Raw genomic sequence first — 25,784 nt, 5'->3', positions numbered from 1 at the left:
TTCCGTCTGATATCATGGCGGTCTATACAACCATTCCGCCGGAGAGGCTCGAGGCCTTTCTGGCGGATTATGATCTTGGTCCGCTCGTTCAGATCGACGGCATTGCCGAGGGTGTCGAGAATACCAACTACCTGCTCGAAACCGAGGCAGGTCGCGCTATTCTGACGCTTTACGAAAAGCGTGTGCGCGCCGAGGAACTGCCCTGGTTTCTGGGGCTTATGCAGCATCTTTCCAGCCGGGGGCTGAAATGCCCCACGCCCGTCATTGCTCGTGACGGGGTGGCGCTGCGCAGCCTCATGGACAAGCCTGCCGCCATCACGACCTTTCTGCCGGGTCGGCCGATTGCGGCCATCACCCCGTCGGCCTGTTTCAGTCTGGGGCAGTCTCTGGCGCGTTTTCACCTTCTGGGGGAGGGTTTCCGGGCGACACGCAGGAATGCTCTCGGGCCGGAATCCTGGAAGCCCCTTCTGGATTCCTGCAAAGGTGCAGGGGACACGCTACGCCCCGGTCTGACGCGGGAACTGGACGAGGCGATTGCAGCCGTACTGCGTGACTGGCCCCGGGAAGGCACGCTTCCGGCAGGGCAGATCCATGCGGATCTGTTTCCGGATAATGTCTTCTTTCAGGAGGGTGATGTCTCGGGGCTGATCGATTTCTATTTCGCCTGCACCGACCTCCTTGCCTATGATCTCGCGATCTGCCTGAACGCCTGGTGTTTTCCGGATGAGGCGACTCCTTCGGCAGCGCTCATGGCCGGTCTGATGGGCGGGTATCAGTCAGTGCGGCCGCTGAGCCCTGACGAGAAGGCAGCGCTTCCCGTACTGGTGCAGGGGGCAGCCATTCGCTTCCTTCTGACGCGGCTCTATGACTGGGTGAACACCCCTAAAGATGCCATTGTGACTCGCAAGGACCCGCTGGCCTATTATCATCGCCTGACAGCGTGGCGTGACGACGCGAAGGGTCTTCTGCATGTCTGAAGAGGTCAGAGCTCCTTTGCCCGATGATGCGCCTTTCGTCGAAATCTGGACCGATGGCGGGTGCAAGCCCAATCCGGGGCCTGGTGGTTGGGGTGCATTGCTCTGTTCCATGGGGCATGAGCGCGAGCTTTCCGGTGGCGAGCCGGAAACCACCAATAACCGCATGGAGCTGACGGCTGCGGCCGAAGCGCTGGAAGCACTCAAGCGCCCCTGCAAGGTTACGCTTCACACGGACAGCGAGTATCTGCGCAACGGTATCACGCGCTGGCATACGGGCTGGGTGCGTCGCAACTGGCGCAATGCGGCGGGTGATCCGGTAAAAAATCTCGATCTCTGGCAGCGCATTCTGGCGGCGGAAAAGCGCCACAAGGTCGAGTGGCTCTGGGTGCGCGGCCATAGTGGCAATGTGAACAACGAACGGGTCGATCAGATCGCCACGGCTGCCCGCGAATCGATGGAGCGCGGTTGATTCCCTCCTGACGGGGGAGAGCGGTCATGTGCTGCTCTCCCATTTGTCCTGGGTCGTCAGACTTCGAGACAGATCCGATGGGCGATATCGGTCGTCTTGTCGGCGTCGGGCATTAGGCCGATCAGTTTGAGTTCGTCGACATATTGTTCGACCTGCACCCTGAAGGGGTGCCCCGTGACGACATGGCTCGCGATTTCACGCTCGAGCATGCCTTTGGCTTCCTCCGGCGCATCAGAATCTTTTTTCCATAAACGCGCCAGCTCGTCGCGATGGGCCGGAAATTCGTTCTGGGCGTCCTGCAGAGCGGCTGTGAGTGCTGCGGCGAGACCTGGGTCCTGCGCCATAGCCTTTGTGGCGATTCCCAGAGTGAGATCGATTCGTTCACGTTCGGCGCCTGTCATGCTGTCGAGCATGTTCCAGCTCACGCCTTTCGTCTGCTGGAGGATTCGCCAGCCGCTCGGATCGTGCACGGCAACCGCATCGAGGTCTCCTGCACGCAGGGCATCGGCCATGTCATCGGCAGAAATCGCGACCCATTGCACCGAATCGGTCGGATGCAGGCCGCGGCGCCGCAGCTGGATGCTGACGAATCGGCGATCTGCCCCTTCGAGGCTTACGACGCCGATTTTTCTGCCTGCCAGATTGCCGACCTTGTGCAGGTTGAGCGCGCGTCTGACGAGCAGACGGTAACTGCCGCCGCGCACGCCGCAGGCGAGTCGTGCAGGCAATTCATTTTCTTCATCCTGATAAAGGGCAGGCAGCCAGTCGAGCAGGGGGCTCAGAGCTGCGTCGGCGCGATTGTTCACGACGGCGTCGATGGCGCTGTTGCCGCCCGGCGTTTCCACCAGATCGACCGTGAGATTGTAGCGCCCAAAAATGCCCTGCTGGCACAGCCAGAGCAGGGGATCATAATCGGGTTCGGGCCAGGCAAGGCGGATATGGCGCTTTTTGCCATCGGTCTGAACGGGCTTGTGACGATGGAAGAAGCTATGCGTTTGCAAGGCTGTAGCCAGAATAACGCCCCCTGCACCCATGAGAAGAAGACGACGGGAAGGCGCTGCCATCAGAAGAAAATCTCCATATGCAAAAAAAATGACAAAGGGGGGTTTACCCCAGGAAAAGCTTTCGCTAGATAGTGCCTCGCCGGTCCCGAATAGCTCAGTTGGTAGAGCAAGCGACTGTTAATCGCTGGGTCGTAGGTTCGAGTCCTACTTCGGGAGCCAGGCATTTTCCTTTCAAAATTCATGTTTCATCAGGTCTGATCGTATCGAGACGATCCAGCGTCCACAGGCGCGGGAACATCCTGATCCAGAGACCTGCGACGATCAGTGTACCGATGCCGCCTGCCACGACGGCCGCTTCGGTCCCGATTGCAGTGGCCAGCATGCCGCTCTCGAATTCCCCCAGCTGATTGCTCGAGCCGATGAACAGCATGTTCACGGCTGAAACACGGCCGCGCATGCCATCTGGTGTGGCCAGCTGTGTCAGGGCGCCGCGCACGACCACGCTCACCACGTCAGCAGCCCCAAGAACGGCGAGAGACAGAACCGAGAGGGTGAGGGAGTGCGACACGCCGAAGACGATGGTGGCGATGCCGAAAATGCCGACCGAAGCGAACATGATCGGCCCGGCATGGCTCTTGAGCGGATAGCGCGCCAGAACGAGGGAGCCGAGCAGCGCCCCGATGGCGGGAGAGGCTCTCAGAATGCCGAGGCCAATAGGGCCCAGATGCAGGATATCATCGGCATAGACCGGCAGCATGGCGGTAGCGCCGCCCAGAAGCACCGCAAACAGATCGAGCGAGATTGCGCCCAGAAGGTCACGACGGCGGCGCAGGAAGGCAATGCCGCCAAAGAGCGATTCGAGGCTCATGGGGGAGCGGCCTCCCGCATAGGGGCGCAGCTTGAGCAGCGATGTCGACAGGAGGGCGATGGAAAAGCCGATCGCACAGGTGAGATAGCAGAAATCGGCGCCAAGCCCGTAAAGCAGGCCTCCGAGTGACGGGCCGATGATCGAGGCAGTCTGAAACAGCGACGCCGAGAGCGCAGCAGCCTTGGGAAACTGGGCGGGGGTGGCGATGGAAGGCAGGAAGGTCTGCTGGCAAGGCCCTTCGAAGGACCGTAGCGCGCCAAAACAGGCAACAAGCACATAAAGCGCCCAGGGGGCCAACTGGCCGGTATAGGTGAGCAGTGCCATGGCAAAGGCGCCGATGATCTCGATCACCTGACAGATCTGGACGATGCGCTTGCGATTATAGCGATCTGCCACGTGGCCCGAGATAAAGACCAGGGCCAGCATGGGCAGGAACTGCGCCAGGCCGATCAGCCCCAGGGCTGCCACGCTGTGGGTCAGTGCGTAGGTCTGCCACGCTACCGCAACTGCGAGAACCTGGGCTGAAAGGGCGGAGAGTGTGCGCCCGGCGAGAAAGGGGCGCAGGCCAACGATGGCACTCAGGGCATCGTTTGGCTTGGGGGCGGGCTCTTGGAGCGTATGGGGATCTGGCATGGCGCCTTCACTATAAGCAGAGGGCGCAAGGCAGAGCCAGCGGGCAGCCTTGTGGAGTCGATTGCATTTCAGAGGCTGTGCGGGCAGGTTCCGCCGATGACCCCAGAAAATGATCTTCCTGCCGAATCGAGGGCTTCAGCCTTTTCAGCCGACCCGGTGCAGCCTGATATCCGTGTCGGGACAGTCGCCTCCGCGCGGGAAGAGGGCGATAAAATGATGCTCTGGATCGATTTCGGCGCACTCTTGGGTGTCCGCCGGGCCACAATGACGCTGGCGAAGCGTTATGAGGCGTCGCAGCTGGTTGGCAGGCAAGTTTGTGCTGTGGTTAATCCGCAGCTGCACAACGCTTCTGTCAATCAAGTTCTGGCGCTTGGCATGCCCGATCGCTCCGGCGACATGGTTCTGATCTGCCCGGATCGCCGGGTGCCAGATGGAGGAAAACTGTTCTGATGGCTACCAACTACGCAACCGTCACCTGGGACCAACTGCATCGCGATGCGCGTACCCTTGCCTCGGCCCTGATGGCGCGTGGCGAGTTCAAGGGCATTGTTGCCGTGACCCGTGGCGGTCTCATTCCGGCTGCGATCATCGCCCGTGAGCTAGATTGCCGCCTTGTCGAATCGATCTCGGTCATCAGCTACTCAGGCGAGAGCGCGCAGGACCAGAAAGAGCCGCGCGTGGTCAAGGCGCCAATCGCTGCCGGCGATGGCGAAGGCTTTCTCGTAATCGATGATCTGGTTGATTCGGGTGAGACGGCCAAGGTTGTGCGCGATGTGCTGCCCAAGGCGCATTTTGCCTGTCTTTATGCAAAGCCCAACGGCAAGCCGCACACGGATCAGTACGTGATGGAAGTGGCTCAGGACACCTGGGTGCTGTTCCCTTGGGACACTGCACCGCTCTTTGTGCCGCCTCTGGCGCGTAACCTCGGATAATTCTTCACTTTTTTTAAAACCGCATCTTTCACCCTGCCGCGAGTTGCGGTAGGGTCCGCGCGTTCGGGGCGTGGCGCAGCCTGGTAGCGCGCTTGTTTTGGGTACAAGAGGCCCCCGGTTCGATTCCGGGCGCCCCGACCACCACCACCAAGGGTATGGCGATACGCGCCCTTAGCTCAGTTGGATAGAGCAACAGCCTTCTAAGCTGTGGGTCGCTGGTTCGAATCCAGCAGGGCGCGCCATTTTCGTCTAGTTTTGGCTCCCTGAGTATGTGGATGGTTTACTGGCATTTTGGGCTGGTTGCTAAAATATCAAAAAGCCCCATTGCAACATTGCTGCTAGCAGAACGATTCCTGTCCTCTCTCATACCTCATTGCAGGTTAATGCGGTCGCGATGCGCATGGCGGGCCTTCGTTGATGAAGCGTGTTCGGTTCTGATCCCGAGCTTGAGATGAGGCGTGATTTGCAGCGTCGTTGACCCCCTGACTGTCTGTCACGGGTTATCAGCCAGCACGCGGTGCGCTTCGACGCGCCTGTCCCCCCCCGGGGGGGGGCTGCCTCAAGGAATAGTGTCTTTCGATATGCGTCATCGAACATGAGAAAATGCTGTGTGCGTCTTTGGATCAGTGAAACCCGCTCGGATCTCATTGCGGTGGTTGGCTCTCAGGGCTCGATAAGGGATGTGCAGATCACTATAGGCGGTGATCTGCGTACATGAAGCTGGCTTTCCTTAGCTCTGATTGGCGAGGAGCGTTATTAATCGCCGGGAAGGCGCGTCTTTTTTTTCCTCTTTATGAGGTGTTGCTTTGCTTCCAATCGATCCGATGAGCGGAATACCCTTTGGCTCGGAAGCAGTCTGTGAAAAAGTGATCCGTGAGTACGGATCTATATTCACGTGGAAAAATTATTCATTTTGTGCTAATCGAAAGACATCATGAAAAATGTAGAGATTTTTCAAAAATAAATGCATTTTCTTTTTGCTCCAAAAAATAGATGTATACGTAATTTAAATACTATATTTTATGCGCAATTAATAATTATTATGTTAAAATATAATTTGCGCATTATTTATAAATATAAATATAAATATAAATATAAATTTCAAAAATATTTATCTCGATTAACCTTTTCGCGAGGAGTTAGCCATGACATGGCGGCCTAGTGCCAATATTCTTCGTCCCCTGACTGGGGCGAATGTGAGCGCTTGTCCTTCGGTCAGATCCGCACTGGTCTGGCCCCCTTCCGCGCTCAATGGCGGGGGAGATTACAGCATCGATTTCGACGGTATTCTTGCGCCTGGGGAATACATCGTGTCCTTCGTATTCGACGCGGGCAATGCTGCTGATCAGGCCTGGACCAGCCTTTTCGGAACAATTGCGACGGTGTGGTTGCGCTGGAAAACTTCTGGAATGTCCGTGGTCACGGTCTGCGCGCTAACGAGCCACGGAAACACACATCAGGTGGAAGCCAACATAATGGTCTCGCCCCGGGCCTCACTTTTTCCGGTTTCACTCCCTACGGCACCTGAGACGCCAGCGTTACCTCTTTCCAATGCAACGATGGACGCGTGGCTGGGGCATCTGCCCACCGATCCCGCAGGGCTGACGCAGGGATGGTTCAATAATGGAGGCATACCAACCCGCCTCGGTAACCTCGGGTGACTAGACGGTTTCTGACGCAGCACGCCGACAGGAGCGTCGAACCCTTTCTGGGCTGCTATCGCGGCTATCGACAGGCCCGGGCGTATCGCTGGTTAATTGGAAATGAGCTGATGATGAATCTCTCGTGCCTGCACTGTTTGGGGTGGGCGGCTCAGGGCCGTAGTCTGACCTATCAGTTTCAACAATGAAAGAACGGCGATGCCGGAAAACTTGCAACCGCAGCCTTGGTGGGTGGCGGTAATCGGTGGCGTGCTGTTCACCGTGCGTTGGCTGATCGGCCTTGGAGCCTCCGGAGCGAGAGCCACAATTGAGGCGCAAAAGGAGACGCTGGCGCGGCTGAACGCGCGTGTCGACAAGCTGGAGCAGCGTGAGGACGAAAATCTGACGGTAATCCAGGAGTTGCGAACCCAGAATGCCATGCTGCGCAATGCGCTGTGCCGCGCCGGGATCCACGTGCCTGACCGTCCTGAATATACCGATCAATTGAAAGACTGGAATGAAGGATTCACTGGAAATCGTTACGGCGTTGCTGCGTCGTGACGATATGGAGGGCTTGCGATTAGCCCCTTATCTTTGCCCAGCAGGATATTGGACGATCGGTTGCGGTAATCGCTACCTTGAGGACGGAACACCGGTCACGGCAAAAACGAAGCCGATTACCGAGCAGGAGGCAAATGCCCTGCTACGCACAACGCTTCTAGAGCTGCGAAAAAAGCAGCGTGACATGGTGCACGTTCCGCTCGTGCCGTGTCAGGAGGGCGCCTTGCTTTCCTGGCAATTCAATATCGGTACGGCAGTCATGCGAAGCTCCACACTTTTGCGCCTCCTGAATCAGCGCTTTTATGAGGCAGCGGGACAGCAGCTTCTACGTTGGGACAAGGCGACGATCCGGGGCGACCTCGTCGTGTTGCCCGGATTGAAAAGACGGCGCCTTCTCGAATTGCGCGTCTACAGGGGGCAATTGCAGTAGAAACGTTATTTTTCGATCTGCTGCCTTTCCTGCTTTTCTCAAATAAAAGGAAGTAATTTATGCCGCAAGAATGGCAGTCTTTCTATGCGTCTATTCTGCCCATCATCCCTGCTGAAATCGCGAGCGCCCTCACAGTGATCGGCACTTTTTCAATCGCGCTTTGTGCCGTTCTCGCACGGTTCTGGCCTAGGCCCGATACTGGATCGAAATGGATGTATCTCTATCTTCTGGTCAATCGCGTGGCGATGAACAGTCGGCATGCGACTAATGCCGACGACACGCGACCCGGGGGCTGAAAGAACGTGCCCGGGCAAAGATGTCTTGGTTGGAGGAGCGTCGTTTTTTTGATGCGCTGGTTTTATTTGCGCTTCTGGAACGAATGGAAACGTCGTAGGAGCGAAAGCTAGACAAAGCCGGGATAGCCGGTCATGCGTTGGAGCCGAAATGTCGCCTGGATTTACGCATGGTCGATAAGACGCCTCCTGTGCTCGGTATCGAGGCCTACGAGATTTTCGACACGCTTCCCGAGCGTGGATATGACGATCTCGTCTCCCTCGCAGCCCAGATATGCACGACGAAAATTGCGGTCGTAAGTCTGATCGACAAGGATCGGCAATGGTTCAAGGCCCGTATCGGTACCTCGCTGTGCCAGACGGGGCTGGAAAGCTCGATCTGCCGCTTTGTGGTCGATGAGGATTGCCTGATCGAGATTGAAGATCTGACAGCTGATCCACGAACGTCGCAAAATCCGCTTGTCACTGAGCAGCCTGAAATTCGTTTTTATGCCGGAGTGCCGCTGCGCACCCCCTTGGGGACTGTTGGGGCGTTGGCCGTTATTGACGATGTGCCCCGGCATGGCGGTCTGCTTCCAAGTCAGCGCGAAGCGCTCGAAAAACTTTCTTCCCTCGTGGTCGATCTGCTTGAACTGAGAAGGCGCAGCACTGCACTTGGTGCAACGCGCAAGCGCTGGCGCAGCCTCATCCAGGCTATGGATGAAGGATATTTTCTTGCCCAGGCGCTGCGCGATGAAGCAGGCCGCTTGCGCGACTGGGCCTATCTCGAGGTCAATCCCGCTTGGGAGCGCCATGTCGGCATCCCGGCAGATGCGGTTATCGGCGCTACCTATGCAGCGCTTTTTCCTTTCATCGAATCTGACTGGATTGCACTGGCTGCGAAAGCACTGGAAACGGAACAGCCTGTCTCATTTGTTCAACGCGTCAAGGCGACCGGCCGCTGGTATGAAGGCACGTTCTATCCGGTCGGGCAGGATTATTTTTCAGCGACGTTCAAGGACGTCACCAGCCAGATTGCTGCGCGGAACCGGCAGGACGGACTGATTGCCCTGGGCGATGTGCTGCATGACGAGCGTGATATCGCAACCATGATCAGCCAGGCCATGGCCGTAATCGGCAAGGCCCTCTGTGCCGACCGGGCGACTTATGGCGAACTCGATCATGATATCGAGACCATTACCGTTGCCGAAGGCTGGGCGTTGCCCGGAATGCCGCCGATCAAGGGGCTTTATCGTTTTGATGATTACGGGCGCCTGCGTGAAACGCTGCTTGCTGGCGAGGCGCTCGTCATTACCGATATCTTGACCGATGAGCGCACACGCGATGACAGCACGGGCTGGCTCGCATTAAAGGCGCGTGGTGTCATCAACGTGCCGGTGCGGGAGGATGGGCGCAATGTCGCGCTCATGCTGGTGCATTTCTGCATGCCTCACGACTGGACCAGTGAGGAAATCCACTGGCTGCATAACGCTGCTGATCGTCTTGAACTCGCCATCGCACGCAGGCGTGCGGACGAGCTTCAGATCATGATCAATGGTGAAATTGCCCATCGGCTACGCAACACATTGGCCATGGTGCAGGCGGTCGCGCGCATGACCCTGCGCGACGCGCTCTCCAAAGAGGAAGCCAGCCGTTTCTATGAGCGGCTCCAGTCTCTTGGGCGCGCGCATGACCTGCTTCATTGCGATGAGCAGCGCGCCGCAGTTCTGGGCGATCTCATCGCCAATATTCTTAGAGATGCTTCCGTGTTCGAGCGCTGCCAGATATCGGGGCCAGTCATGCGCCTTGGGTCACGGGCCGCTATGTCCACGGCATTGCTCATTCATGAAATGACGACAAATGCCTGCAAGCACGGAGCACTTTCTGTGCCTGAAGGGCAGGTGGTGATTTCGTGGCAGGTAGAGGCCTCACAGGCGGGGAACGATCTGGTGCTGTTCTGGCAGGAACAGGGCGGCCCACCCGTCAGTGAGCCGACAAAGGGCGGCTTTGGCGCGCGTTTAATATCCTTCGGTCTGATTGGAACGGGAGGCGTTTCCCTGCGCTATGAACAGGAAGGTCTGTCGGCCAGCTTCCGGGCCGACGCAGAAAAGATCATGAGGACGTAATGGCGCATTCACTGGACTACAAGCCGCAACAGGCACCGACCGTTCTGGTGGTCGAAGACGAGCCGTTACAGCGTATGAGCCTCATGGATCTGCTTGAAGAGGCTGGTTATACGGTCGCCGAAGCGTCCGACGCCGATCAGGCCCTGATCATTCTCGAGAGCCGTCCCGATATCCGCATCGTTCTTGCCGATGTCGACATGCCCGGCTCGATGGATGGTTTGCGCCTGGCAGCACTCGTCCGTGACCGCTGGCCCCCTATCGAGATCATCGTGACCAGTGGGCGGGGTATTCCACAGCTTGCGACCATACCGGCGCGTTCCATTTTTCTGCCGAAGCCCCTTAACGAGCAGCGGGTCAAAGAGGCGCTTTCGCTCTTTTCCTGAGTATCACATCGTCATCAGGAGAGCGTGTTATCCAGCGGCTTCATGGCGGGCTTGCGATGGGCCGCCACGCAGCACAGCACGCTGGCCACGATGAAAAGGAACGAAGCAATCTCAAGCGGGCGGGGCAAACGCTGGTCCCATACAAACCCGTAGAGCAGCGCAAAAAGCGTTTCGAACAAGATCATCTGCCCTGTCAGCGTGAGTGGCAGTAGGCGGCTCATGCGGTTCCATAAGGCATTGCCGCAAAGCGACGCGATAACGGCGACACCGATCGAGACCGTGGCGAAACGCCCCCAAGCGGACAGGGCATGGGTAGTCGGGTCAAATAAAAGGGCCAGCGGCAGCATTACCAAAGCCTGGGCGCCGGTGACGAGCCCGGTCAGCAGATTCCATTCATGGCTCGACACATGATCGAGCCGGGCCAGAGCGCGACTGTTTCCTACGGCGAATCCCGTCCAGGAGGCCAATGCCGCGCAGGCACAAAGCAAGCCGGCAAGGCTGCTCGCCCCCATGGTCGCGGTCTGACCAGCGGGGAACAGGGCCTGCCAGCCGATGCAAAAAGCGCCGATCACGCAGAAGAACAGCGAGGGGGCCAATTTGAGGAAAGGCGGCGCATCCTTGTCACGGCTGCCGATGATCGTCACCGCAACGGGCATGAACCCGATCACGAGTGAGGTCAGCGCGATACCGCCTTTCTGCACCGCCATCGAGAGCATGACGTAATAAAAGCTGTTACCGAAAAACGAGAGCCAGAAGAGCCCGTGCCAGTCGCGCCTGTGCAGACGACGGCACAGAACAGGCAGTCGGGTGCCAATCAGGCTTAGTGCAATGAGCCCATAGGCCAGATAGCGACCTGCAGCGAGGTCAAGCGGCGGAAAGTCGCGCGCGAGTTCGGGTGCCAGAAAGACCAGCCCCCACAAGGCTCCGGCGCCAGCGCCGCATAACACGCCGAGCGGAAGGTTTTTCTGAGGGGGATTTGTGCTGCGGCTCATGCTGTCTTTCTAGCTTGAGGCACGCGACCTGTCTCGCCTGCGCCGAAGGCCGCGAGTCGTTGTGATACGAAGACGGGCGACACCCAGACAGAACCCGGCGAGGCAGATCGTGCTGACGCCCAGCAGAAGGGGCAGAATAATCAGCAACCGGGCGAAGGGCGCACGTAGCCAACGGAAGAAATCGAGATCATGCGGTCCATAGATAAACCATCGCGTCTCTCTGGCACCGGCTTCCACAACCCGCAGCTGCGCTCCATTATGCATATCGAGATAGAGCCGCGTCCCATCTGCACCTGTTACGCGCATTACGGGAAAAGTTCGTTTGAGGTGACGGGTGGAGAAATAATAGGAATCGTCGTGATCGAGCACGGCTATGGTCGTGGCGATGCCCGCTCTGCTCAGACCCGGCCTCAGGGTTTCTGCTGTCAGGGAAACAGGCGACAGAGTCTGGTCAAGTGTCCGATATTTCCCCGCATCATCGACGACTGCAAGAAAAGCTGTATCGCCCCAGGTACCAAGCGTGACGCTACGGAACCGTGCCTCGGGGTGTGCTCGTAGCGTCGAAACAAGGGGCTGAAGCTCGGAAGACGTAACGGGCCTGTTGAGGCGATCTATCCAGCCCGGCGCCGGGCCCGGTTCGAATAATCCGGCCGGGTTCATGCTCAGAAAACCGGTCGTGATCCATGAAAGCAGCATGAGGCCAAAACACAGCCCGGCCATATGGTGGAGCCGATGGATGCTTCTGTAGGGGGAAAGACGTCGCCCCGCACCGAGGCGTTGCCAGCCGATCCAGAGCCCCATGATCGTGAGGAATATGCCAGCGCCTGAAAAGACAATCAGAGTGTCTGCCCAGAGGCTCTGATGGCGTTTGAGGAGAGACGGATAGAGCCAGTGTGGTATGGCCCCGACCCATGACCAGAAGCGGGTTGTGCGTGTCGTCGCCTGAACCACATCGCCCGTCGCGGGCGAGAGATAGACGAGGGTCTTTTGCGGGTTATTGAGGGCGTAGCGGTAAAATCCTGATCGATGGTTCCGCGTGTTGAGTATCCACTGGTCGTGGTCGCGCAGACCCTCGAACCGTGCCGCGTCACGAGGCAGATCGGCATAGCCTGCCGCCACGCCAGCAAGGGCCTGCGGCGAGAGAGAGAGGTCCTGCCCGGTGCGGAGGTCGAAGCTTTTGGACGATCCTGTTTTGGAGGCTACCTGCAGGACAGGGATCGATCCGACCATCAGGATTCTGAACGATCGACAGGATTTTGCCAATGGCGGCAGAATGGTGGCCGTATCGATCTGAATGCGCTCATGCGCCAGATTTACTCGTGTCTCGTCGGGCTGCGGCCAGGCTTTCCAGAGCATCACAAAGCCGGAGAGGCACCAGACGCACATCATCAGCCCAAGCGTAATGCCAAGCCAGCGATGAAGCAGGAAAACGGCTCGGATTGTTTTTTTGCGCAGAGAGGTTTTCACCTGCGCGTTGAGCATGATGAGGCCAGAGCGGCGCAGTCGGGACGCAGTTCAGAACAAATCGCTCGCGATAGAAGGTCAGCTGGTTCGTCCGGGACGCGGTTGACCAGCGTCACGAGCGATCAATCTTCACACCGAGCGCTTCAAGTGCGTTCAGGCACGCTGCGGGATCTTTAGCTATCCCCTTGCAGGCGGCGAGGCTGATGACTGTCTCGAAACCGAGCTTCCTGGCATCCAGTGCGGTCGCCGCCACGCAGAAATCGAGTGCCAGCCCGCAGAGTGTGACATGGGTGATCCCCAGGCCGCGCAGAAGCGCGTCGAGCCCGGTCGAGTGGCGCTGATCGTTGTCGAAAAAGGCCGAATAGGAATCGCATGCGGGGTCGAGCCCCTTATGCACGATATGGCTCAGCCGGTTCTGATGCAGGAGGGGTGAGAAATCGGCGCCTTCCGTCCCGGCGACGCAATGGATCGGCCAGTCGCCTCCCTGAGGCACGAATGAGATATGGTTTTGCGGATGCCAGTCGCGGCTGGCGATAATGGCATCGAAATCCTGCGTCATGAGCGCATTGACTGCCGGGAGGATCAGATCGCCCTTCGGCACTGCGAGCGTACCCCCCGGTAGAAAATCGTTCTGCACATCAATGACGAGCAGGGCGCGACGGGGCGCTGCAGGGAATGAAGAGGCCATGAGAAGAAACTCCGCGTGTCTTCAGTGACCGATAACATGGCGCATGTCGTCACCGAAATGATGCAGGGCATCTTTTGCCGACATATGACGCCTGTGCCCGTTTTCGGCCACGATGGTGACAGTGGCGGTCATGCCGGCCGCCAGATGCAGGTCGGGCGGCAACTGGTCGATGTGAATGCGGACCGGAATACGCTGTGCCAGACGGACCCAAGTATAGACCGGATCAACAGAAGGCAGGCCTTGCGTGGCTGTGGTGGCGTTCATGCTTGAAATGCCGCGCGTGATGCTTTCGACATGGCCGAAAACAGGGTGATGACCGCCCATGAGATCCATCCGCACCGGATCGCCGATTTCGATATTATGAACCTTGGTTTCCTCGAAATAGCCATCCACCCAATAGGAGGCTGAGTCGATGATCTGGATGTTGACATGCCCGGCCGTAGCGAAGTCGCCGGGGCGCATCAGAAGGTTCGTGACATAACCATCGATCGAGCTATGGACGATCGTACGATCAAGATCGATGCGTGCCTGACGCAGGGCAGCCTGTGCCGCGTCATATTGTGCCCGTGCCTGCGCGGCAGCCGCGGAGAATTGCTGTTTTTCTTCCGCCGAAACCGCAACACCGGGAATGATACGACGCCGCTGATATTGCGAGATGCGGAAATCGAGATCGGCCTTGCGCTCGGCCAGATTGGCCTCGGCCGTTGCGACACGCACCTTGAAGTCGAACGGGTCGATGACGAAAAGCACGTCGCCGCGATGCACGAGCTCATTGTCATGAACCCGCACCTCAATGATCTCACCTGAGACACGGGGCGCCATATTGACGACCTGCGCGCGCACCTGACCGTTTCGGGTCCATGGGGCAGCAGTATAGTAATCCCACAAGATCACGATCACGATCCCTGCAACGACAAGGATAGACAGGGTGATGAGCCATCTGATCAGGCGTGAGGCACGAGCGAGCACGAGCGGAATTCTTTCACAAGAGCCAGGTGTAAAGCCCAAGCAGGCAGACAAGCAGGCCGAACTGGGCGAGGGGCGGATTCCAGAAGAAGCGCCAGAGATTGAGCCGTCCGAAACACCAGCGGATGAGGGCGAGGGTCAGCAGCGCCAGAAAGAGATTGGCAACGAAAGCCGAGACAAGCACGCCTTCGAGATCGATGACTTCACTCATCGGGCAGGCTTCCTTTCATGGCGCAGGCTAGGCGTTACCATCGCTTGCGCCCTAGACCGAAATGGATGAGCGTCGAATGGTTTTCGGCAAGCGTTGAGCGCACCGCCTCGAGACTTCCGGCACAGAGAATGGCAATGGCACGCTCTCTCGGCGTCGCGTCCTGGGCAAGAACGAGAAACTCGCCGCTCAGGCGCGGAAGGGTATGGGCGAGCGTCGGGAAAGACGCGGAACTCACCAGATGCCGAGCTTCTCCTGCGAGCCGGGCAAGGCAGGCGCAGTTATCGGCCTCGCGCAGATAGTGGCGCACACGTGCCAGTGTCGTGGCAAGATCTTCGAGCGTGACCAGACGATTGAAGACATGGCGGTTGACCGGGCGTTCGGCGCCCTGCCTGCTGGCAGGATGGGCATGAAGCTGCTTTGTCCATGTCAGGAGCTGAACGAGACGGTCGTATTTCTGGCTGAGCAGGGCGGCACCGGCCGGTTTGCCTCTGCCCCTGAGCTGGGCTTCGAGATCCTGTCCGATCGAGGCTGCAATACGAAAGCGCCTGCTGCGCGGTGTCGGCGAAAACAGCAGCACGAGGATGATGAAAGAGATCACGCCGGAAATAAGATAGAAGATATTGCGTGAGATGAAGGCGACCGGGTCGTAATCCTGATGGTTGCTCAGGCCCAGGATGATCGGAAAAAACGCCCCGTAATTGAAGCCCATCGCGCTCGTGCGGGCATTCATGAGCATGACGCAGGCGAAAATCGTATGGGGAAGAAAGACCAGAGCCAGAGCCCCGAAGGCGGCGATATGCGGCAGGATCAGATAATTCATGATGACCGCAACAAACACGGCCAGTGTCAGGCCCAATATCGCACCCATGCCGAATTTCGATGTGTCCAGCGCCGTGGAGGCAAGGGTGAGGATGAGCGCCGCCTGAGACAGAGCGGCCATTGAGGCAGGCTGACCGCTGGCGATGCAGAGCCCTGCCGTGATCGAAAAACCGAGAAGCACACGCAACGCGTTGACGAAGGCAGCAACGTGATCAGGATGCTGGGCGATCTGCGCGAGTTTGAGCGCTTCGCCCGCAGGGGTGGCATATTGAAGCGTGTTGATGCCGGTCGAGATATGCAGGCGATTGCTCAGAAGCACGGCTGCGCGCTCCAGATAATGCGCATCCGTGGCGTCAGGGTGGTAATCGGGTTCATCCTCGCGCATGGTCTCGATCAGCGATCCGACCGTTTCGAAGCGGTCACTGTGGTCCTCACGCAATTCATGCCACGTCAGCACATGACGCTGCGCCAGAGCGGAGACGTTCTTTGTGCGCAGGATATGGGCGATGGCGCGCCCCGAACCGAGCACCGTCAGCATGCCGATAATGGCGAGACGGGCTCCGGCCGTACGGCGTGTCGAGCGGTCGATTTCGGTCTTGGCGTAGGAGATTTGGGCCGAGAGCGAGAGAATATCACCCGCGAGCGCCGTGGTTTCCATCGCGTCTGCCACGCTCTCGCCCTGCACGGCCCGCCGACCGAAATCGCGTATCTGGCGGGCGCGGTCCTCGAGCCCGTCAGCGAGTTTCTGCCATGCCTTGGGCGATCCGGTGAGCATGTTCACGAACGCAACAGAGGCGATGCCAATGGCCACGCAGCTGGCGCGTGACAAGGCCACATCAAACACGTTTTGCGGGGTATCGATCACATTGATCGCGACAAGCGCGATGGTGTAGCCCGCCAGCAGCGCCCCGTAGGAGCGGAAATGCCGCTCAAGCGAGCCGATATAGGTGCACCCCGCAAGCCACAGGGCACATCCACCAAGCATCATGCCGCGATCCTGACTGAAGCAGGCAATAAGCAGGATCGATGCGGCGACCCCCAGAGCGGTGCCGATCAGTCGATAAAGGGCTTTCGAAAGCGCCTGCCCGCGCAGGGGCTGTGTGATGATCATGACGGTGACGGCAGCACCGGCAGGCGCGTCCAGCTGCGCCCAGAAAGCCGTCGCCAGAGCAAGGCAGACAGCCGCCCAGCTGCGAAGGGAGAAACCGAACCAGCCCGGAGGGAAGGGTGGGGTGGGCAGATCGCTGAGGCGTGGCCACCAGCGTATAGGCGTCTCAACCCGCTCGGTCATTCGGCTCCATCCAGAAAACTGACTTCCGGTTGAGGAACGCCCTGATGGCGGGTGAGGTCAAGCACGCAACACGATTGCGTGGGCTGTGAAATCTTTTGTCAGATACGCTTCAGAAACCAGTGTTTTCACCGGGCGCCATGCGCGAGACCAGAAGCTGGTTGATACGGAAGCCGTCGACGTCGACCACTTCGAAACGATAACCTGCCGCTTCGACCCTGTCCGCCTTGCGGGCCATACGGCGCAGACGATGCATGACGAACCCGCCAATTGTGTGGAACAGGTCGCGTTCGGCATCGAGATCGATATCCAGCTCGCGAAACACATCCCCGATGGGGGCAGCGCCGTCGATCAGCCAGGAATTGGCATCACGACGCACGATGGCCTGCTCTTCGAAGGGGCTGGCGAGCCCGTCCATGAGCGCGCCCATGATATCCTTGAAGGTGATCAGACCGACAACGAGCCCGTATTCATTGACGATGAGTGCAAAACCCGCGCCATGCGAGTCGAATTGTGCCAGCGTGTCCCATAGATTCAGCGTGTCTGGCAGAGAGAGCGTATCACGCCGCATGCGGAAGATCTGATTGCTGATCGGCTGGCTTGGGTCTGCATTGGGGGGCACTTCATCCACCACCGCCACCAGAACGTCTTCGGCGCGTATCGATCCGATGACATGATCGAGCCCGCCATCGCAGAGCGGATAGCGGGAATAGGGGCGGATACGCACCTTGTCGCGCTGGGATTCAAGACTCTCCTGCACATCGAGAAAAACGATCTCGTCACGCGGGGTCATGGCCGAAGTGACCGACCGATCCTGCAGCGCCAGCACGTTCTGAATGAGCTGATGCTCTTTTTCCTGCAGCACGCCCGAGGCGGTTCCTGCGGCCAGCATGGCATTCAGATCCTCAGGGGTTACGGGCTCTACCGCAGAGGCGGCGGGAATGCGCAGCAGGTTCAGCAGCCAGTCGGAAATGAGCGAGAAAATCCAGACCGCCGGATAAAGCACACGCAGCGCGCCGGTCAGAAACCAGCTTACTTTCAGTGCCACACGGTCTGGGTTGTTCAGGGCGATCCGCTTCGGCAACAGATCGGCAAAAAGCACGAAAAGCCCCGTGACGACTACGAAGGCAAGGCTGGCGGCAACCTTGCCGGCAAAACCCGGCGTAAGGCCTGCCTCTATGAGGGCCGCGCTGAATGCAGGGGTCAGCAATTCGCTCGAAATAACACCGCCGAGCACACCCACCGCATTGAGGCAGATCTGCAGAACAGTGATGACCTGACCGCTGTTACGACGCAGCTTCAGAAACGAAGAGGCGCGCGGATCTCCCTGATCGGCAAGGGCACGCAGGCGGATATCGCGTGCGGCAGCAAATGAGATCTCCGAGAGCGAGATCAGAATGGAGACGGCAATCGCTGCCACCATGGCCGCGAGGCCCAGAAGCAGCAACGTCACGCGCGTGGCTCCTCAAGAAAAGGGGGCTTTGAAACAGGAGCCTCAATACTAGACGCGTTGTGCTCCATATTCCAGTATCCGCGCCTTAATTCGCAGGAGGCAGGCCAGCGATTTCACGCCATCCCGCCTCGTCGCATGTTTCGAGACCGAGTTCGGCGGCCTTTTTTGCTTTGGACCCCGCCTTTTCACCAAGAACGACCAGCCCCGTTTTCTTCGACACTGAATCGCTCACCTGCGCGCCCAGACGCTCGGCAATGGCCTTTGCTTCCGGGCGGGTCATGCTGTGCAACGTGCCCGTAAAGACGATGGTCTTCCCCGAAAGTGGCCCCTCTTCAGGACGGGCTTCGGCCTCGATCGTCAATTCGTTGCGCAGGTCTGTAAGCGTCGACAGATTATGGGGTTCGGCGAAGAAGGCGAGCAGATCGGCGACAATGCTTTCACCGATCCCCATGATGCTGCCAAGCGCCAGTCGATCGTCGGAGCCGATCAGGCTGGCAGCTTTCATTGCGTCGAACCAGGCCTCATAGGTCTGATAGTGACGGGCCAGAAGTTGCGCATTGCGCTCACCGATGCGCCTGATTCCCAGCCCGAACAGAAAGCGGCTGAAGGCGATGCTGCGGCGCTGCTCGATGGCGCGCAGCAGATTGCGTGTCGAGAGTTCGCCCCAGCCCTCACGCGCGCGGATCATATCGGCTTTTTCATGCAGGCGGAAAATATCGCCCGGCTTGTCGATCAGGCCGATTTCATGAAATTCGCGTATCGACCGCTCACCCAGACCGTCGATATCGAACGCTTGGCGCGAGACGAAATGGATCAGTCTTTCAACCACCTGCGCCTCACAGGTGAGGCCGCCTGTGCAGCGACGCACGGCTTCACCCTCAGGGCGCTCGGTCAGGGAGTGACAGACCGGGCAGGTGGTTGGAAAGACGAAAGCCGGACCACGCGGTTTGTCTTCCGGCACGGGGCCGAGAATTTGCGGAATGACGTCGCCCGCACGCTGCACGCGCACCAGATCGCCGGGGCGTACATCCTTGCGGGTAATCTCGTCTTCATTGTGCAGCGTCGCACGCGACACGATGACCCCGCCTACATTGACGGGTTCGAGATGCGCGGTGGGTGTCAGGGCGCCTGTGCGTCCAACCTGTATCTCGATTTTCTCGAGCCTCGTGATGGCCTGCTCGGAGGGAAATTTCCAGGCGATGGCCCAGCGCGGCGCCCGCCCGGCAAAGCCCAGCCGCGTCTGAAGATCTAGGTCGTCGAGCTTGAAGACGACGCCATCGATATCATAGGGCAGCGAGGCACGGTCGCGCGCGAGGTCTTCGATATAGGCGGGGATTTCGCTTGCATGAGCAATCGCTTTGGAGAGTGGATTGACCACGAAACCCCATTCACGCAGCTTTTCCAGATAGGCCCAATGTGTGGCGGCGCATCGTTCGCTGGCATGGCCCTGCGCATAGGCAAAAAGCGAGAGAGGGCGCCGCGCCGTTACGGCGGGGTCAAGCTGACGCAAGGACCCTGCAGCGGCATTGCGTGGATTGGCAAAAGGCTTCTGCCCCTGTGCCAGCATCGTCTCGTTGAGGGCCAGAAAATCGGCCTTCGCCATGAAGATCTCGCCGCGTATCTCGATTTCTTCCGGCGCTTCACCGGAAAGCGCGCGCGGGACCTCTGCGATTGTCAGAAGATTGGCCGTCACATCTTCGCCCACCAGACCGTCACCGCGTGTCGTGCCACGCAGGAGCTTGCCGTGGCGATAGGTCAGATTGATCGAAAGACCGTCTATCTTGGGCTCTGCCACAAAAGCCAGCGCATCCGCAGCCTTGCTGTCGAGGCCGAGAAAGCGTGCAGCTTTGGCAACGAAAGACTCGAATTCCTCCGAGGTGAAGACATTGTCGAGAGACAGCATCGGCACGCGATGGGCCTGCTTGCCGAAAGCGGAATCAGGGGCTGCCCCTACCTCGTCGAGAACGCTGCCTTGCGTCTTGAGGTCCGGATGCGCTTCTTCAAGCGCGATGAGCGCGCTTCTTGCGCTGTCGTATTCCGCGTCCGACACTTCAGGCGCATCGTTCTGATGATAGGCGGTGTTCCAGCGAGCGATGAGCGCGGAAAGCCGGGCATGCTCTTCGGCGTGTCTGTCGACCGTCGTGTCGTCCATCATTCCTGTTCCAAAAGACTGTCGGCGGCTGTACGGGCGGCGTCCGTAATGGTTTCACCGGCCAGCATGCGTGCAATTTCTTCCCGCCGTTCGTCGGGCGAGAGTTTCTCGGCCAGCGTCTCGGTGCGTTCCTTGCGGATGCGCTTGCTGATGCGCAGATGCTGGTCGCCGCGTGCCGCAACCTGCGGGCTGTGCGTGACGACGAGAACCTGCACGTCGCGCGCCACGCGATGCAGACGATCGCCGATGGAGGATGCTGTTGCCCCGCCCACACCGGAATCGACCTCGTCGAACACCAGTGTCGGAATGGCGGATCGCTCGGCCAGAACGACCTTGAGCGCGAGCATGAGACGCGACAATTCGCCGCCCGAGGCCACTTTTGCGAGAGGGCCGGGGGGCTGGCCTGGATTGGCCGCGATAAGAAAGGAAGCCTGCTCCTTGCCGCGTAGATTCCAGGCTTCGGGTTCGAGCGGTGTGAGGGATACGATGAAGCGGGCGCGTTCGAGCCTGACCGGTTTGAGCTCGGCCATGACGGCAGTTTCAAGACGCCGGGCGGCGCGCTCGCGAATGGCGCTCAGCTTTTCTGCCTCAGCTGCGAAGACTTCACGTGCCGCCCTTGTTTCTGCCTGAAGCTGCTCGATACGGGCATTGCCTGAATCCAGCGCTTCAAGCCGGGCCTGCAGACTGGTCAGCAGCGACGCAAGTTCGTTTACCGTAACGCCATGTTTGCGACCGGCCGCACGAAGGGCGAAGAGCCGTTCTTCCGTTTCTTCCAGCAGGCGGGGGTCGGTATCGGCATCGGCTGCGAGACGGGAAAGCAGGGTTTCGGCTTCGGCGAGGGCTTCTTCCGCTTTTTCCAGCGCGACCAGTGCCTCCTGAGCCTGTTGCTGCTGCGCTGAACTCGGGGCGCTTTCTTCACCCGGCGAGGGCAGAAGCCGGGCCAGCGTGCGACTGGCGCTGCGAAGCGCTGCGGCAGGGGCGGCAGATCGGCGGTCGCGCGGGGTCAGTTCTGCCAATGCTGCTGCGATGGCTTCGCCACGTCTTTCGCCCTGTTGCAGACCGATGCGCAGGGCCGCCAGCTGTTCTTCCTCATTTTCCTGCGGTGCAAGAACGCCAAGGTCGTCAACGGCCTGTCTCAGCCAGTCTTCCTCGCGTCGCGTGGCTTCCATTTCCGACTGTGCCGCGGCAAGCGCTGCTGTGGCTTCTATCCAGCGGCGATAGCTGCGGGCGACGGACTCACGCGTGGCACGCTCCACACCGAATGCATCAAGGAGATCGAGATGGGTCGCCTGATCGGCAAGGCCCATCTGGTCGTGCTGGCCCTGTATCTCGACCAGAAGGGCGGCAATACGGCGCAGCAACCCGACGCCAATCGGCTGATCGTTGACATAGGCACGCGAGCGCGCATCTGCCGTAACCGTACGCCGCAGAACGACCGGCTCATGCGTATCATCCAGCGCGATACCCTGCTCGGCAAGAAGCTGATGGACCGGATGCCCGTCTGGAATTTCGAAACAGGCAGAAACCGCAGCCTGCTCGGCCCCGGCGCGCACAAGGCCGCCGCTGGCGCGGTCGCCAAGCGTAAGCCCCAGAGAGTCGAGGAGAATGGATTTGCCCGCACCGGTCTCACCCGTAAGGACAGTCAGACCCGGATGAAAAGGCAGGTCGAGCCTCTCGATAAGAACCACATCGCGTATCGAGAGGTGAGTCAGCATGAGGCGGAATCCTGAAAATGCGGCAAGAAGGTTTCGCTGGCAGCAACGTATGACACCAGCGGAAAGCCTTGTTTCGGATCAGAAAACCGAATGCCAGGCGCGCCCGAAGAAGCCGCGCTTGCCGGAACCCGGTGCCTTGCTGTTTTCGGGCAGCAGGTTGCGGTTGCGGAGCAGGTTGTAGCTGTAACGATACCACTGGCTGTTGGGATAGTTATAGCCCAGCACCGAGGTCGCCTTGCGTGCTTCATCGACCATGCCAAGCTGGAGATCGACTTCGACGATGCGCTCGAGCGCTTCGGCAACGTGGTTGGTCGTCTGGAAATCGGCTACGACGCGCTGATAACGCCCCAGAGCGGCTTCGTAGTTATGCTGTTGCTGGTAATAGCGGCCAACAAGCATTTCCTTGCCAGCCAGATGGTCGCGGCAGAGATCGATCTTGAGCTGGGCATCACGGGCATAAGCCGTCTGTGGGAAGCGTGTCACCACTTCCTCGAGAGCGTTCAGGGCTTCGACAGTTCCCTGCTGGTCACGCTGGACTTCGGCAATCTGCTCGTAATAGCAGAGCGCGCGCAGATAATAGGCATAGGCAGCGTCAGGGCTGGTCGGATGCAGAAGCAGATAGCGCTCGAGCTGCTGAACCGAGAGCGCATATTCGCCCTGCAGGTAATAGGCATAGCCTTCCATCAGCTCAGCATTGCCGACATAACCGGAATACGGATAATTCTGTTGCAGCAGTTCGAACTCACCGCTCGCCAGCGTATAGCGCTTCGAATGCAGGGCATCGATACCGTAATTATACAGTGTTTCGGCGCTCGCTACTTTGGGCGCCTTGACCTCTTCCTTGTTGGAAAAGATCGAGCAACCGCTCAGGAGCAGAAAACTGCTCGCCATCATTGCGGCAACGAGACGCTGACGCTTGGGAGCAGGAATAACGTTACGTTCTGTGTTCTGATGCATGCCGACTCTTCCACTGACGAACGGTCTTATATCACGCCTTACCGTTCGCGGAAGACCTGGGCGCATGAGATCGTTGCGCTTACGCTGTAGCGCGCAACACGGGCTGTTCGGCCCTTTCGCCATCGACAAGACGCCAATTTTCCGGCGAGGCGAAAAGGGCATGCAGAAGGCGATTGTTTAGCCCATGGCCTGATTTGTGACCCATGAACCCGGCCTGAAGCGTATGGCCAGCCAGATAAAGATCGCCCACCGCATCCATCAGCTTGTGACGGACGAATTCCTTCGGATGACGAAGCCCGCATGGATTAAGAACTGTGTCGTCCTCGACAACGATGGCGTTGTGCAACGAGCCACCACGGGCGAGCCCCATTTTCTGCAGGGCTTCGATTTCCTTGCGCTCGACGAAAGTACGGCAGAACCCGACTTCCTGACGGAAACGCTCAAGGGTGAGAGGCATCGCGTGGCGCTGCTGACCGATCACGGAAGCAGTGAAATCGATCGACATGGCCAGGGCCATACCGGAACGTGCCGGACGCAGCTCGGCATAGGCTCCACTGGCTTCTTCGACGCGAACGGGCCGCAATACCTCGATGAAGCTGCGGGCACGCTCCTGCGTTACCGTGCCGGCACACTGGATCAGAAAGTCGAACTCGGCAGCAGAACCGTCCAGCACAGGTGTTTCAGGGCCGTCGATCTCGATCAACGCGTTGTCGATGCCATTGGCATGCAGGGCCGCCATCAGATGTTCAATGGTGGCGATACGGATACCCGGGGCATCGGGATGAGCGATGACGGTGCTGAGCCTTGTGCAGACCACATGGTCATGACGTGCCGGGATCAGTCGTGATTCTGGCAGATCGCTGCGCTTGAAGACGATGCCATGATCGACCGGGGCCGGGTTGAGCACCATGCGCACACGGGACCCGCTGTGCAGGCCGATGCCGACGCAGGTGATTGCCTGATTGAGCGTGGCCTGGCGCGCGACGCGCGCGGCGCTCGACGTAATGGAAGAAAAACCCTGAGCGATGTTGGAAAGCGGAAGAGGCACAATCGATGCTTTGAACGGTGTTTCAGCCGTGATCTGCATGATGGGAGGCTCTCCTGTGTTTCCGCGACATTATGCCCGGATCATGTAGAGAGCTGTAGCCGCTTAAGGGGAGCGCAGACCAGTCAATGTTTATTGCCAAGTATTACGCTCTAAGGTCCTGAAACTGAACTGTAATTTCAGTTTCAGGACGCAACAGAGCGTCTGTTTCAGCGTCCCTGATCGCGGCGCAGGAAGGCCGGAATGTCCAGACCGTTTTCTTCACCGTTATCGTGGGAGGAAGAAACACGCGGCGAGTCCTCGCGCTCGACGATTGTCGGCGCATGACGAGGCGTTTCTTCGTGAGGGGCGCTGACCGGTGCCGCCGGGCGCCCGCGCAAGGCTCCTGTCACGATGCCGAAAAGGCTGCGTGGCTGTGACTGGGGCTCTGGCGCAGAGCGCTGGTTCTGGTCGGAAAAAAGACCCGAACGCGGCGAGGGTGTATGAACCGCCCCCTGCTTGTTGGCCTGCGGAGGCACGGAATGCGGTGAGGGTGCCGATGCCGGGGCACCGTTCTGACCGTCGAGCGCGTAATGCGGCTGCTGACGGGGTACCGAGGCATAGGTCGATGCGGGCTGGAAGGCGGGCTGGCTGCTTGAGGGCGCGACTTCAGCGCCTTCCGGCGCAACGGGGGCCTGATCGACGGTCTCTATAGGGGCTTCGACCACTTCCGGTTCGGGAGCACGGCTGCCATCGATACCGGTCGCCACAACCGACACGCGGATGCGGCCATTAAGTGTCGAGTCGATTGCAGAACCCCAGATGATGGTCGCATCATCGGCGACTTCCTGACGGATGCGCTCTGCGGCCTGATCGACTTCATAAAGCGTCAGGTCGTCACCACCCGTGATGTTGATCAGCAGGCCGCGTGCGCCCGACATGGAGGAATCGTCGAGAAGCGGGTTCGAAATGGCGCGGTTTGCGGCTTCAAGAGCGCGATCTTCGCCTTCAGCTTCGCCTGTGCCCATCATCGCCTTGCCCATTTCGGCCATGACGGTGCGGATATCGGCAAAGTCGAGATTGATCAGTCCAGGCGCCAGCATCAGATCGGTGACGCCACGCACGCCCATATAAAGTACTTCATCGGCCATCTTGAACGCTTCGCGCAGCGTCGTGTGCATGGTGGCCATGCGGAAGAGATTCTGGTTCGGGATGACGATCAGCGTATCGACATATTGCTGCAGCTCGGCAATGCCAGCTTCGGCTACCTTCTTGCGTCGTGCCCCTTCGAAGCCGAAGGGCGTGCTGACGACGCCAACGGTGAGGATCTTGCGATCACGTGCCATCTTGGCAATGACAGGCGCTGCGCCCGTACCGGTGCCGCCGCCCATGCCAGCCGTGACGAAGACCATATGCGCGCCATCGATATGGCGGCTGATTTCTTCTGCTGCTTCCTCGGCCGCTGCCTTGCCGATCTCCGGTTTCGCTCCTGCGCCCAGGCCCTGTGTCAGGTGCGGCCCGAGCTGTACGCGGCGTTCGGCGCGTGAGCCGGCAAGGGCCTGCGCATCCGTATTCGCTACGACGAACTCAACGCCCTGCAGCTGCATCTCGATCATGTTGTTGACGGCATTCATGCCGCCACCGCCGACACCGATCACGGTGATGCGCGGCGAGAAATCGGAATAATTATACTGCGGTGCTGTGAGATTGAGCGTCATGGCGAGATCCGAAACAGGGCTGAAATCAGTCGCTAAAAGCAA

General features: G+C 59.2%; 24 protein-coding genes and 3 tRNA genes. 13 read left to right on the top strand and 14 right to left on the bottom strand.

Translation table 11 applies throughout. From position 1 onward, the window contains the following. Positions 1-14: 14 nt before the first annotated feature. The gene (gene thrB, locus IEV53_RS11980; RefSeq protein WP_188427058.1) at positions 15-977 is read left to right on the top strand and encodes a homoserine kinase; all 963 of its coding nucleotides are present in this window, start codon (positions 15-17) and stop codon (positions 975-977) included. Further along, positions 970-1,446, top strand: coding sequence for a ribonuclease HI (gene rnhA / locus IEV53_RS11975; protein ID WP_188427057.1), 477 nt, complete (start codon positions 970-972; stop codon positions 1,444-1,446). Before thrB ends, rnhA begins: the two co-directional genes overlap by 8 nt. Before the next feature lie 56 nt (positions 1,447-1,502). Here the strand turns inward: rnhA and IEV53_RS11970 are convergent, their stop codons facing one another. After that, positions 1,503-2,510 (bottom strand): ABC transporter substrate-binding protein, encoded by a 1,008-nt coding sequence (locus IEV53_RS11970; protein WP_188427056.1) that lies wholly within the window; start codon positions 2,508-2,510, stop codon positions 1,503-1,505. Positions 2,511-2,593: 83 nt separating this feature from the next. Between IEV53_RS11970 and IEV53_RS11965 the strand changes: the two genes are divergently transcribed. Continuing rightward, positions 2,594-2,669 (top strand) — tRNA-Asn (locus IEV53_RS11965). A gap of 19 nt (positions 2,670-2,688) precedes the next feature. On the opposite strand, the gene IEV53_RS11960 is transcribed toward IEV53_RS11965, so the two are convergent. Next, positions 2,689-3,951 carry an MFS transporter gene (locus IEV53_RS11960; protein ID WP_188427055.1) on the bottom strand — a complete coding sequence of 421 codons (1,263 nt, stop codon included), beginning with the start codon at positions 3,949-3,951 and terminating at the stop codon, positions 2,689-2,691. Between the two features lie 96 nt (positions 3,952-4,047). Here IEV53_RS11960 and IEV53_RS11955 point away from each other — a divergent pair, with 96 nt between their 5' ends. The 10 genes from IEV53_RS11955 to IEV53_RS11910 all read left to right on the top strand — a co-directional run bounded on the left by IEV53_RS11955 (position 4,048) and on the right by IEV53_RS11910 (position 10,295). Next, entirely contained in the window at positions 4,048-4,401 is a 354-nt protein-coding gene (locus IEV53_RS11955; RefSeq protein WP_229719858.1) for a tRNA-binding protein, read from the top strand. Next, positions 4,401-4,883, top strand: coding sequence for a xanthine phosphoribosyltransferase (gpt, locus tag IEV53_RS11950; protein ID WP_188427054.1), 483 nt, complete (start codon positions 4,401-4,403; stop codon positions 4,881-4,883). Before IEV53_RS11955 ends, gpt begins: the two co-directional genes overlap by 1 nt. A 64-nt stretch (positions 4,884-4,947) precedes the next feature. After that, positions 4,948-5,024 (top strand) — tRNA-Pro (locus IEV53_RS11945). A gap of 24 nt (positions 5,025-5,048) precedes the next feature. Continuing rightward, positions 5,049-5,125 (top strand) — tRNA-Arg (locus IEV53_RS11940). A gap of 903 nt (positions 5,126-6,028) precedes the next feature. Beyond that, positions 6,029-6,544 carry a hypothetical protein gene (locus tag IEV53_RS11935; protein ID WP_188427053.1) on the top strand — a complete coding sequence of 172 codons (516 nt, stop codon included), beginning with the start codon at positions 6,029-6,031 and terminating at the stop codon, positions 6,542-6,544. Positions 6,545-6,742: 198 nt separating this feature from the next. Beyond that, positions 6,743-7,084: a hypothetical protein gene (locus tag IEV53_RS11930; RefSeq protein WP_188427052.1), complete on the top strand. Its 342-nt coding sequence runs from the start codon at positions 6,743-6,745 to the stop codon at positions 7,082-7,084. Beyond that, entirely contained in the window at positions 7,041-7,514 is a 474-nt protein-coding gene (locus IEV53_RS11925; protein WP_188427051.1) for a lysozyme, read from the top strand. The genes IEV53_RS11930 and IEV53_RS11925 overlap by 44 nt, the downstream gene beginning before the upstream one ends. 59 nt (positions 7,515-7,573) lie before the next feature. After that, entirely contained in the window at positions 7,574-7,810 is a 237-nt protein-coding gene (locus IEV53_RS11920) for a hypothetical protein (protein WP_188427050.1), read from the top strand. A gap of 167 nt (positions 7,811-7,977) precedes the next feature. After that, positions 7,978-9,912 carry a GAF domain-containing protein gene (locus tag IEV53_RS11915; RefSeq protein ID WP_188427049.1) on the top strand — a complete coding sequence of 645 codons (1,935 nt, stop codon included), beginning with the start codon at positions 7,978-7,980 and terminating at the stop codon, positions 9,910-9,912. Next, on the top strand, positions 9,912-10,295 hold the full coding sequence (locus tag IEV53_RS11910; protein ID WP_188427048.1) for a response regulator: 384 nt from the start codon (positions 9,912-9,914) through the stop codon (positions 10,293-10,295). Before IEV53_RS11915 ends, IEV53_RS11910 begins: the two co-directional genes overlap by 1 nt. A gap of 14 nt (positions 10,296-10,309) precedes the next feature. Here IEV53_RS11910 and IEV53_RS11905 read toward each other — a convergent pair whose 3' ends face one another. The 12 genes from IEV53_RS11905 to ftsZ all read right to left on the bottom strand — a co-directional run bounded on the left by IEV53_RS11905 (position 10,310) and on the right by ftsZ (position 25,742). Then, a complete protein-coding gene (locus IEV53_RS11905; protein ID WP_188427047.1) occupies positions 10,310-11,287 on the bottom strand; it encodes a DMT family transporter in 978 nt (325 codons plus the stop codon). A 9-nt stretch (positions 11,288-11,296) separates the two neighbouring features. Next, complete coding sequence (locus tag IEV53_RS11900) at positions 11,297-12,769, bottom strand: PepSY domain-containing protein (protein ID WP_188427046.1); 1,473 nt, start codon at positions 12,767-12,769, stop codon at positions 11,297-11,299. 94 nt (positions 12,770-12,863) lie between these two features. Next, positions 12,864-13,439 (bottom strand): nicotinamidase, encoded by a 576-nt coding sequence (locus tag IEV53_RS11895; protein ID WP_188427045.1) that lies wholly within the window; start codon positions 13,437-13,439, stop codon positions 12,864-12,866. A gap of 21 nt (positions 13,440-13,460) precedes the next feature. Then, positions 13,461-14,408 (bottom strand): HlyD family efflux transporter periplasmic adaptor subunit, encoded by a 948-nt coding sequence (locus IEV53_RS11890; protein WP_188427044.1) that lies wholly within the window; start codon positions 14,406-14,408, stop codon positions 13,461-13,463. A 13-nt stretch (positions 14,409-14,421) separates the two neighbouring features. Beyond that, positions 14,422-14,616 (bottom strand): DUF1656 domain-containing protein, encoded by a 195-nt coding sequence (locus IEV53_RS11885; protein WP_188427043.1) that lies wholly within the window; start codon positions 14,614-14,616, stop codon positions 14,422-14,424. 34 nt (positions 14,617-14,650) lie between these two features. Further along, complete coding sequence (locus tag IEV53_RS11880; RefSeq protein ID WP_188427042.1) at positions 14,651-16,726, bottom strand: FUSC family protein; 2,076 nt, start codon at positions 16,724-16,726, stop codon at positions 14,651-14,653. Between the two features lie 109 nt (positions 16,727-16,835). Then, positions 16,836-18,146, bottom strand: coding sequence for a hemolysin family protein (locus tag IEV53_RS11875; RefSeq protein ID WP_188427109.1), 1,311 nt, complete (start codon positions 18,144-18,146; stop codon positions 16,836-16,838). 115 nt (positions 18,147-18,261) lie between these two features. Further along, positions 18,262-20,328, bottom strand: a complete 2,067-nt coding sequence (gene ligA, locus IEV53_RS11870; RefSeq protein ID WP_188427108.1) for an NAD-dependent DNA ligase LigA — start codon at positions 20,326-20,328, stop codon at positions 18,262-18,264. Continuing rightward, positions 20,328-22,043, bottom strand: coding sequence for a DNA repair protein RecN (recN, locus tag IEV53_RS11865; RefSeq protein WP_188427041.1), 1,716 nt, complete (start codon positions 22,041-22,043; stop codon positions 20,328-20,330). The genes ligA and recN overlap by 1 nt, the downstream gene beginning before the upstream one ends. A 78-nt stretch (positions 22,044-22,121) precedes the next feature. After that, positions 22,122-22,937 carry an outer membrane protein assembly factor BamD gene (locus IEV53_RS11860; protein WP_371869875.1) on the bottom strand — a complete coding sequence of 272 codons (816 nt, stop codon included), beginning with the start codon at positions 22,935-22,937 and terminating at the stop codon, positions 22,122-22,124. 142 nt (positions 22,938-23,079) lie between these two features. After that, the gene (gene lpxC, locus IEV53_RS11855) at positions 23,080-24,087 is read right to left on the bottom strand and encodes a UDP-3-O-acyl-N-acetylglucosamine deacetylase (RefSeq protein ID WP_188427039.1); all 1,008 of its coding nucleotides are present in this window, start codon (positions 24,085-24,087) and stop codon (positions 23,080-23,082) included. Between the two features lie 167 nt (positions 24,088-24,254). Next, positions 24,255-25,742: a cell division protein FtsZ gene (gene ftsZ / locus IEV53_RS11850; RefSeq protein WP_188427038.1), complete on the bottom strand. Its 1,488-nt coding sequence runs from the start codon at positions 25,740-25,742 to the stop codon at positions 24,255-24,257. Positions 25,743-25,784: the final 42 nt, after the last annotated feature.

Origin of the sequence: Asaia siamensis, assembly GCF_014635085.1 — a bacterium.
Lineage (GTDB): Bacteria > Pseudomonadota > Alphaproteobacteria > Acetobacterales > Acetobacteraceae > Asaia > Asaia siamensis.
The sequence above is the reverse complement of the archived record's forward strand: the minus strand, read 5'-3'. Positions and strand labels throughout refer to the sequence as shown.

Bases quoted from the DNA above. Each gene is read 5' to 3' on its own strand.
- IEV53_RS11935 (WP_188427053.1), top strand. From the start codon at position 6,029: ATGACATGGCGGCCTAGTGCCAATATTCTTCGTCCCCTGACTGGGGCG.
- gpt (WP_188427054.1), top strand. From the start codon at position 4,401: ATGGCTACCAACTACGCAACCGTCACCTGGGACCAACTGCATCGCGAT.
- IEV53_RS11930 (WP_188427052.1), top strand. From the start codon at position 6,743: ATGCCGGAAAACTTGCAACCGCAGCCTTGGTGGGTGGCGGTAATCGGT.
- IEV53_RS11880 (WP_188427042.1), bottom strand. From the start codon at position 16,726: ATGACCGAGCGGGTTGAGACGCCTATACGCTGGTGGCCACGCCTCAGC.
- IEV53_RS11860 (WP_371869875.1), bottom strand. From the start codon at position 22,937: ATGATGGCGAGCAGTTTTCTGCTCCTGAGCGGTTGCTCGATCTTTTCC.
- IEV53_RS11885 (WP_188427043.1), bottom strand. From the start codon at position 14,616: ATGAGTGAAGTCATCGATCTCGAAGGCGTGCTTGTCTCGGCTTTCGTT.
- IEV53_RS11925 (WP_188427051.1), top strand. From the start codon at position 7,041: ATGAAGGATTCACTGGAAATCGTTACGGCGTTGCTGCGTCGTGACGAT.
- IEV53_RS11900 (WP_188427046.1), bottom strand. From the start codon at position 12,769: ATGCTCAACGCGCAGGTGAAAACCTCTCTGCGCAAAAAAACAATCCGA.
- IEV53_RS11955 (WP_229719858.1), top strand. From the start codon at position 4,048: ATGACCCCAGAAAATGATCTTCCTGCCGAATCGAGGGCTTCAGCCTTT.
- IEV53_RS11905 (WP_188427047.1), bottom strand. From the start codon at position 11,287: ATGAGCCGCAGCACAAATCCCCCTCAGAAAAACCTTCCGCTCGGCGTG.
- thrB (WP_188427058.1), top strand. From the start codon at position 15: ATGGCGGTCTATACAACCATTCCGCCGGAGAGGCTCGAGGCCTTTCTG.
- ftsZ (WP_188427038.1), bottom strand. From the start codon at position 25,742: ATGACGCTCAATCTCACAGCACCGCAGTATAATTATTCCGATTTCTCG.
- IEV53_RS11915 (WP_188427049.1), top strand. From the start codon at position 7,978: ATGGTCGATAAGACGCCTCCTGTGCTCGGTATCGAGGCCTACGAGATT.
- IEV53_RS11920 (WP_188427050.1), top strand. From the start codon at position 7,574: ATGCCGCAAGAATGGCAGTCTTTCTATGCGTCTATTCTGCCCATCATC.
- lpxC (WP_188427039.1), bottom strand. From the start codon at position 24,087: ATGCAGATCACGGCTGAAACACCGTTCAAAGCATCGATTGTGCCTCTT.
- rnhA (WP_188427057.1), top strand. From the start codon at position 970: ATGTCTGAAGAGGTCAGAGCTCCTTTGCCCGATGATGCGCCTTTCGTC.
- IEV53_RS11910 (WP_188427048.1), top strand. From the start codon at position 9,912: ATGGCGCATTCACTGGACTACAAGCCGCAACAGGCACCGACCGTTCTG.
- recN (WP_188427041.1), bottom strand. From the start codon at position 22,043: ATGCTGACTCACCTCTCGATACGCGATGTGGTTCTTATCGAGAGGCTC.
- ligA (WP_188427108.1), bottom strand. From the start codon at position 20,328: ATGGACGACACGACGGTCGACAGACACGCCGAAGAGCATGCCCGGCTT.
- IEV53_RS11895 (WP_188427045.1), bottom strand. From the start codon at position 13,439: ATGGCCTCTTCATTCCCTGCAGCGCCCCGTCGCGCCCTGCTCGTCATT.
- IEV53_RS11875 (WP_188427109.1), bottom strand. From the start codon at position 18,146: ATGGTGGCAGCGATTGCCGTCTCCATTCTGATCTCGCTCTCGGAGATC.
- IEV53_RS11970 (WP_188427056.1), bottom strand. From the start codon at position 2,510: ATGGCAGCGCCTTCCCGTCGTCTTCTTCTCATGGGTGCAGGGGGCGTT.
- IEV53_RS11960 (WP_188427055.1), bottom strand. From the start codon at position 3,951: ATGCCAGATCCCCATACGCTCCAAGAGCCCGCCCCCAAGCCAAACGAT.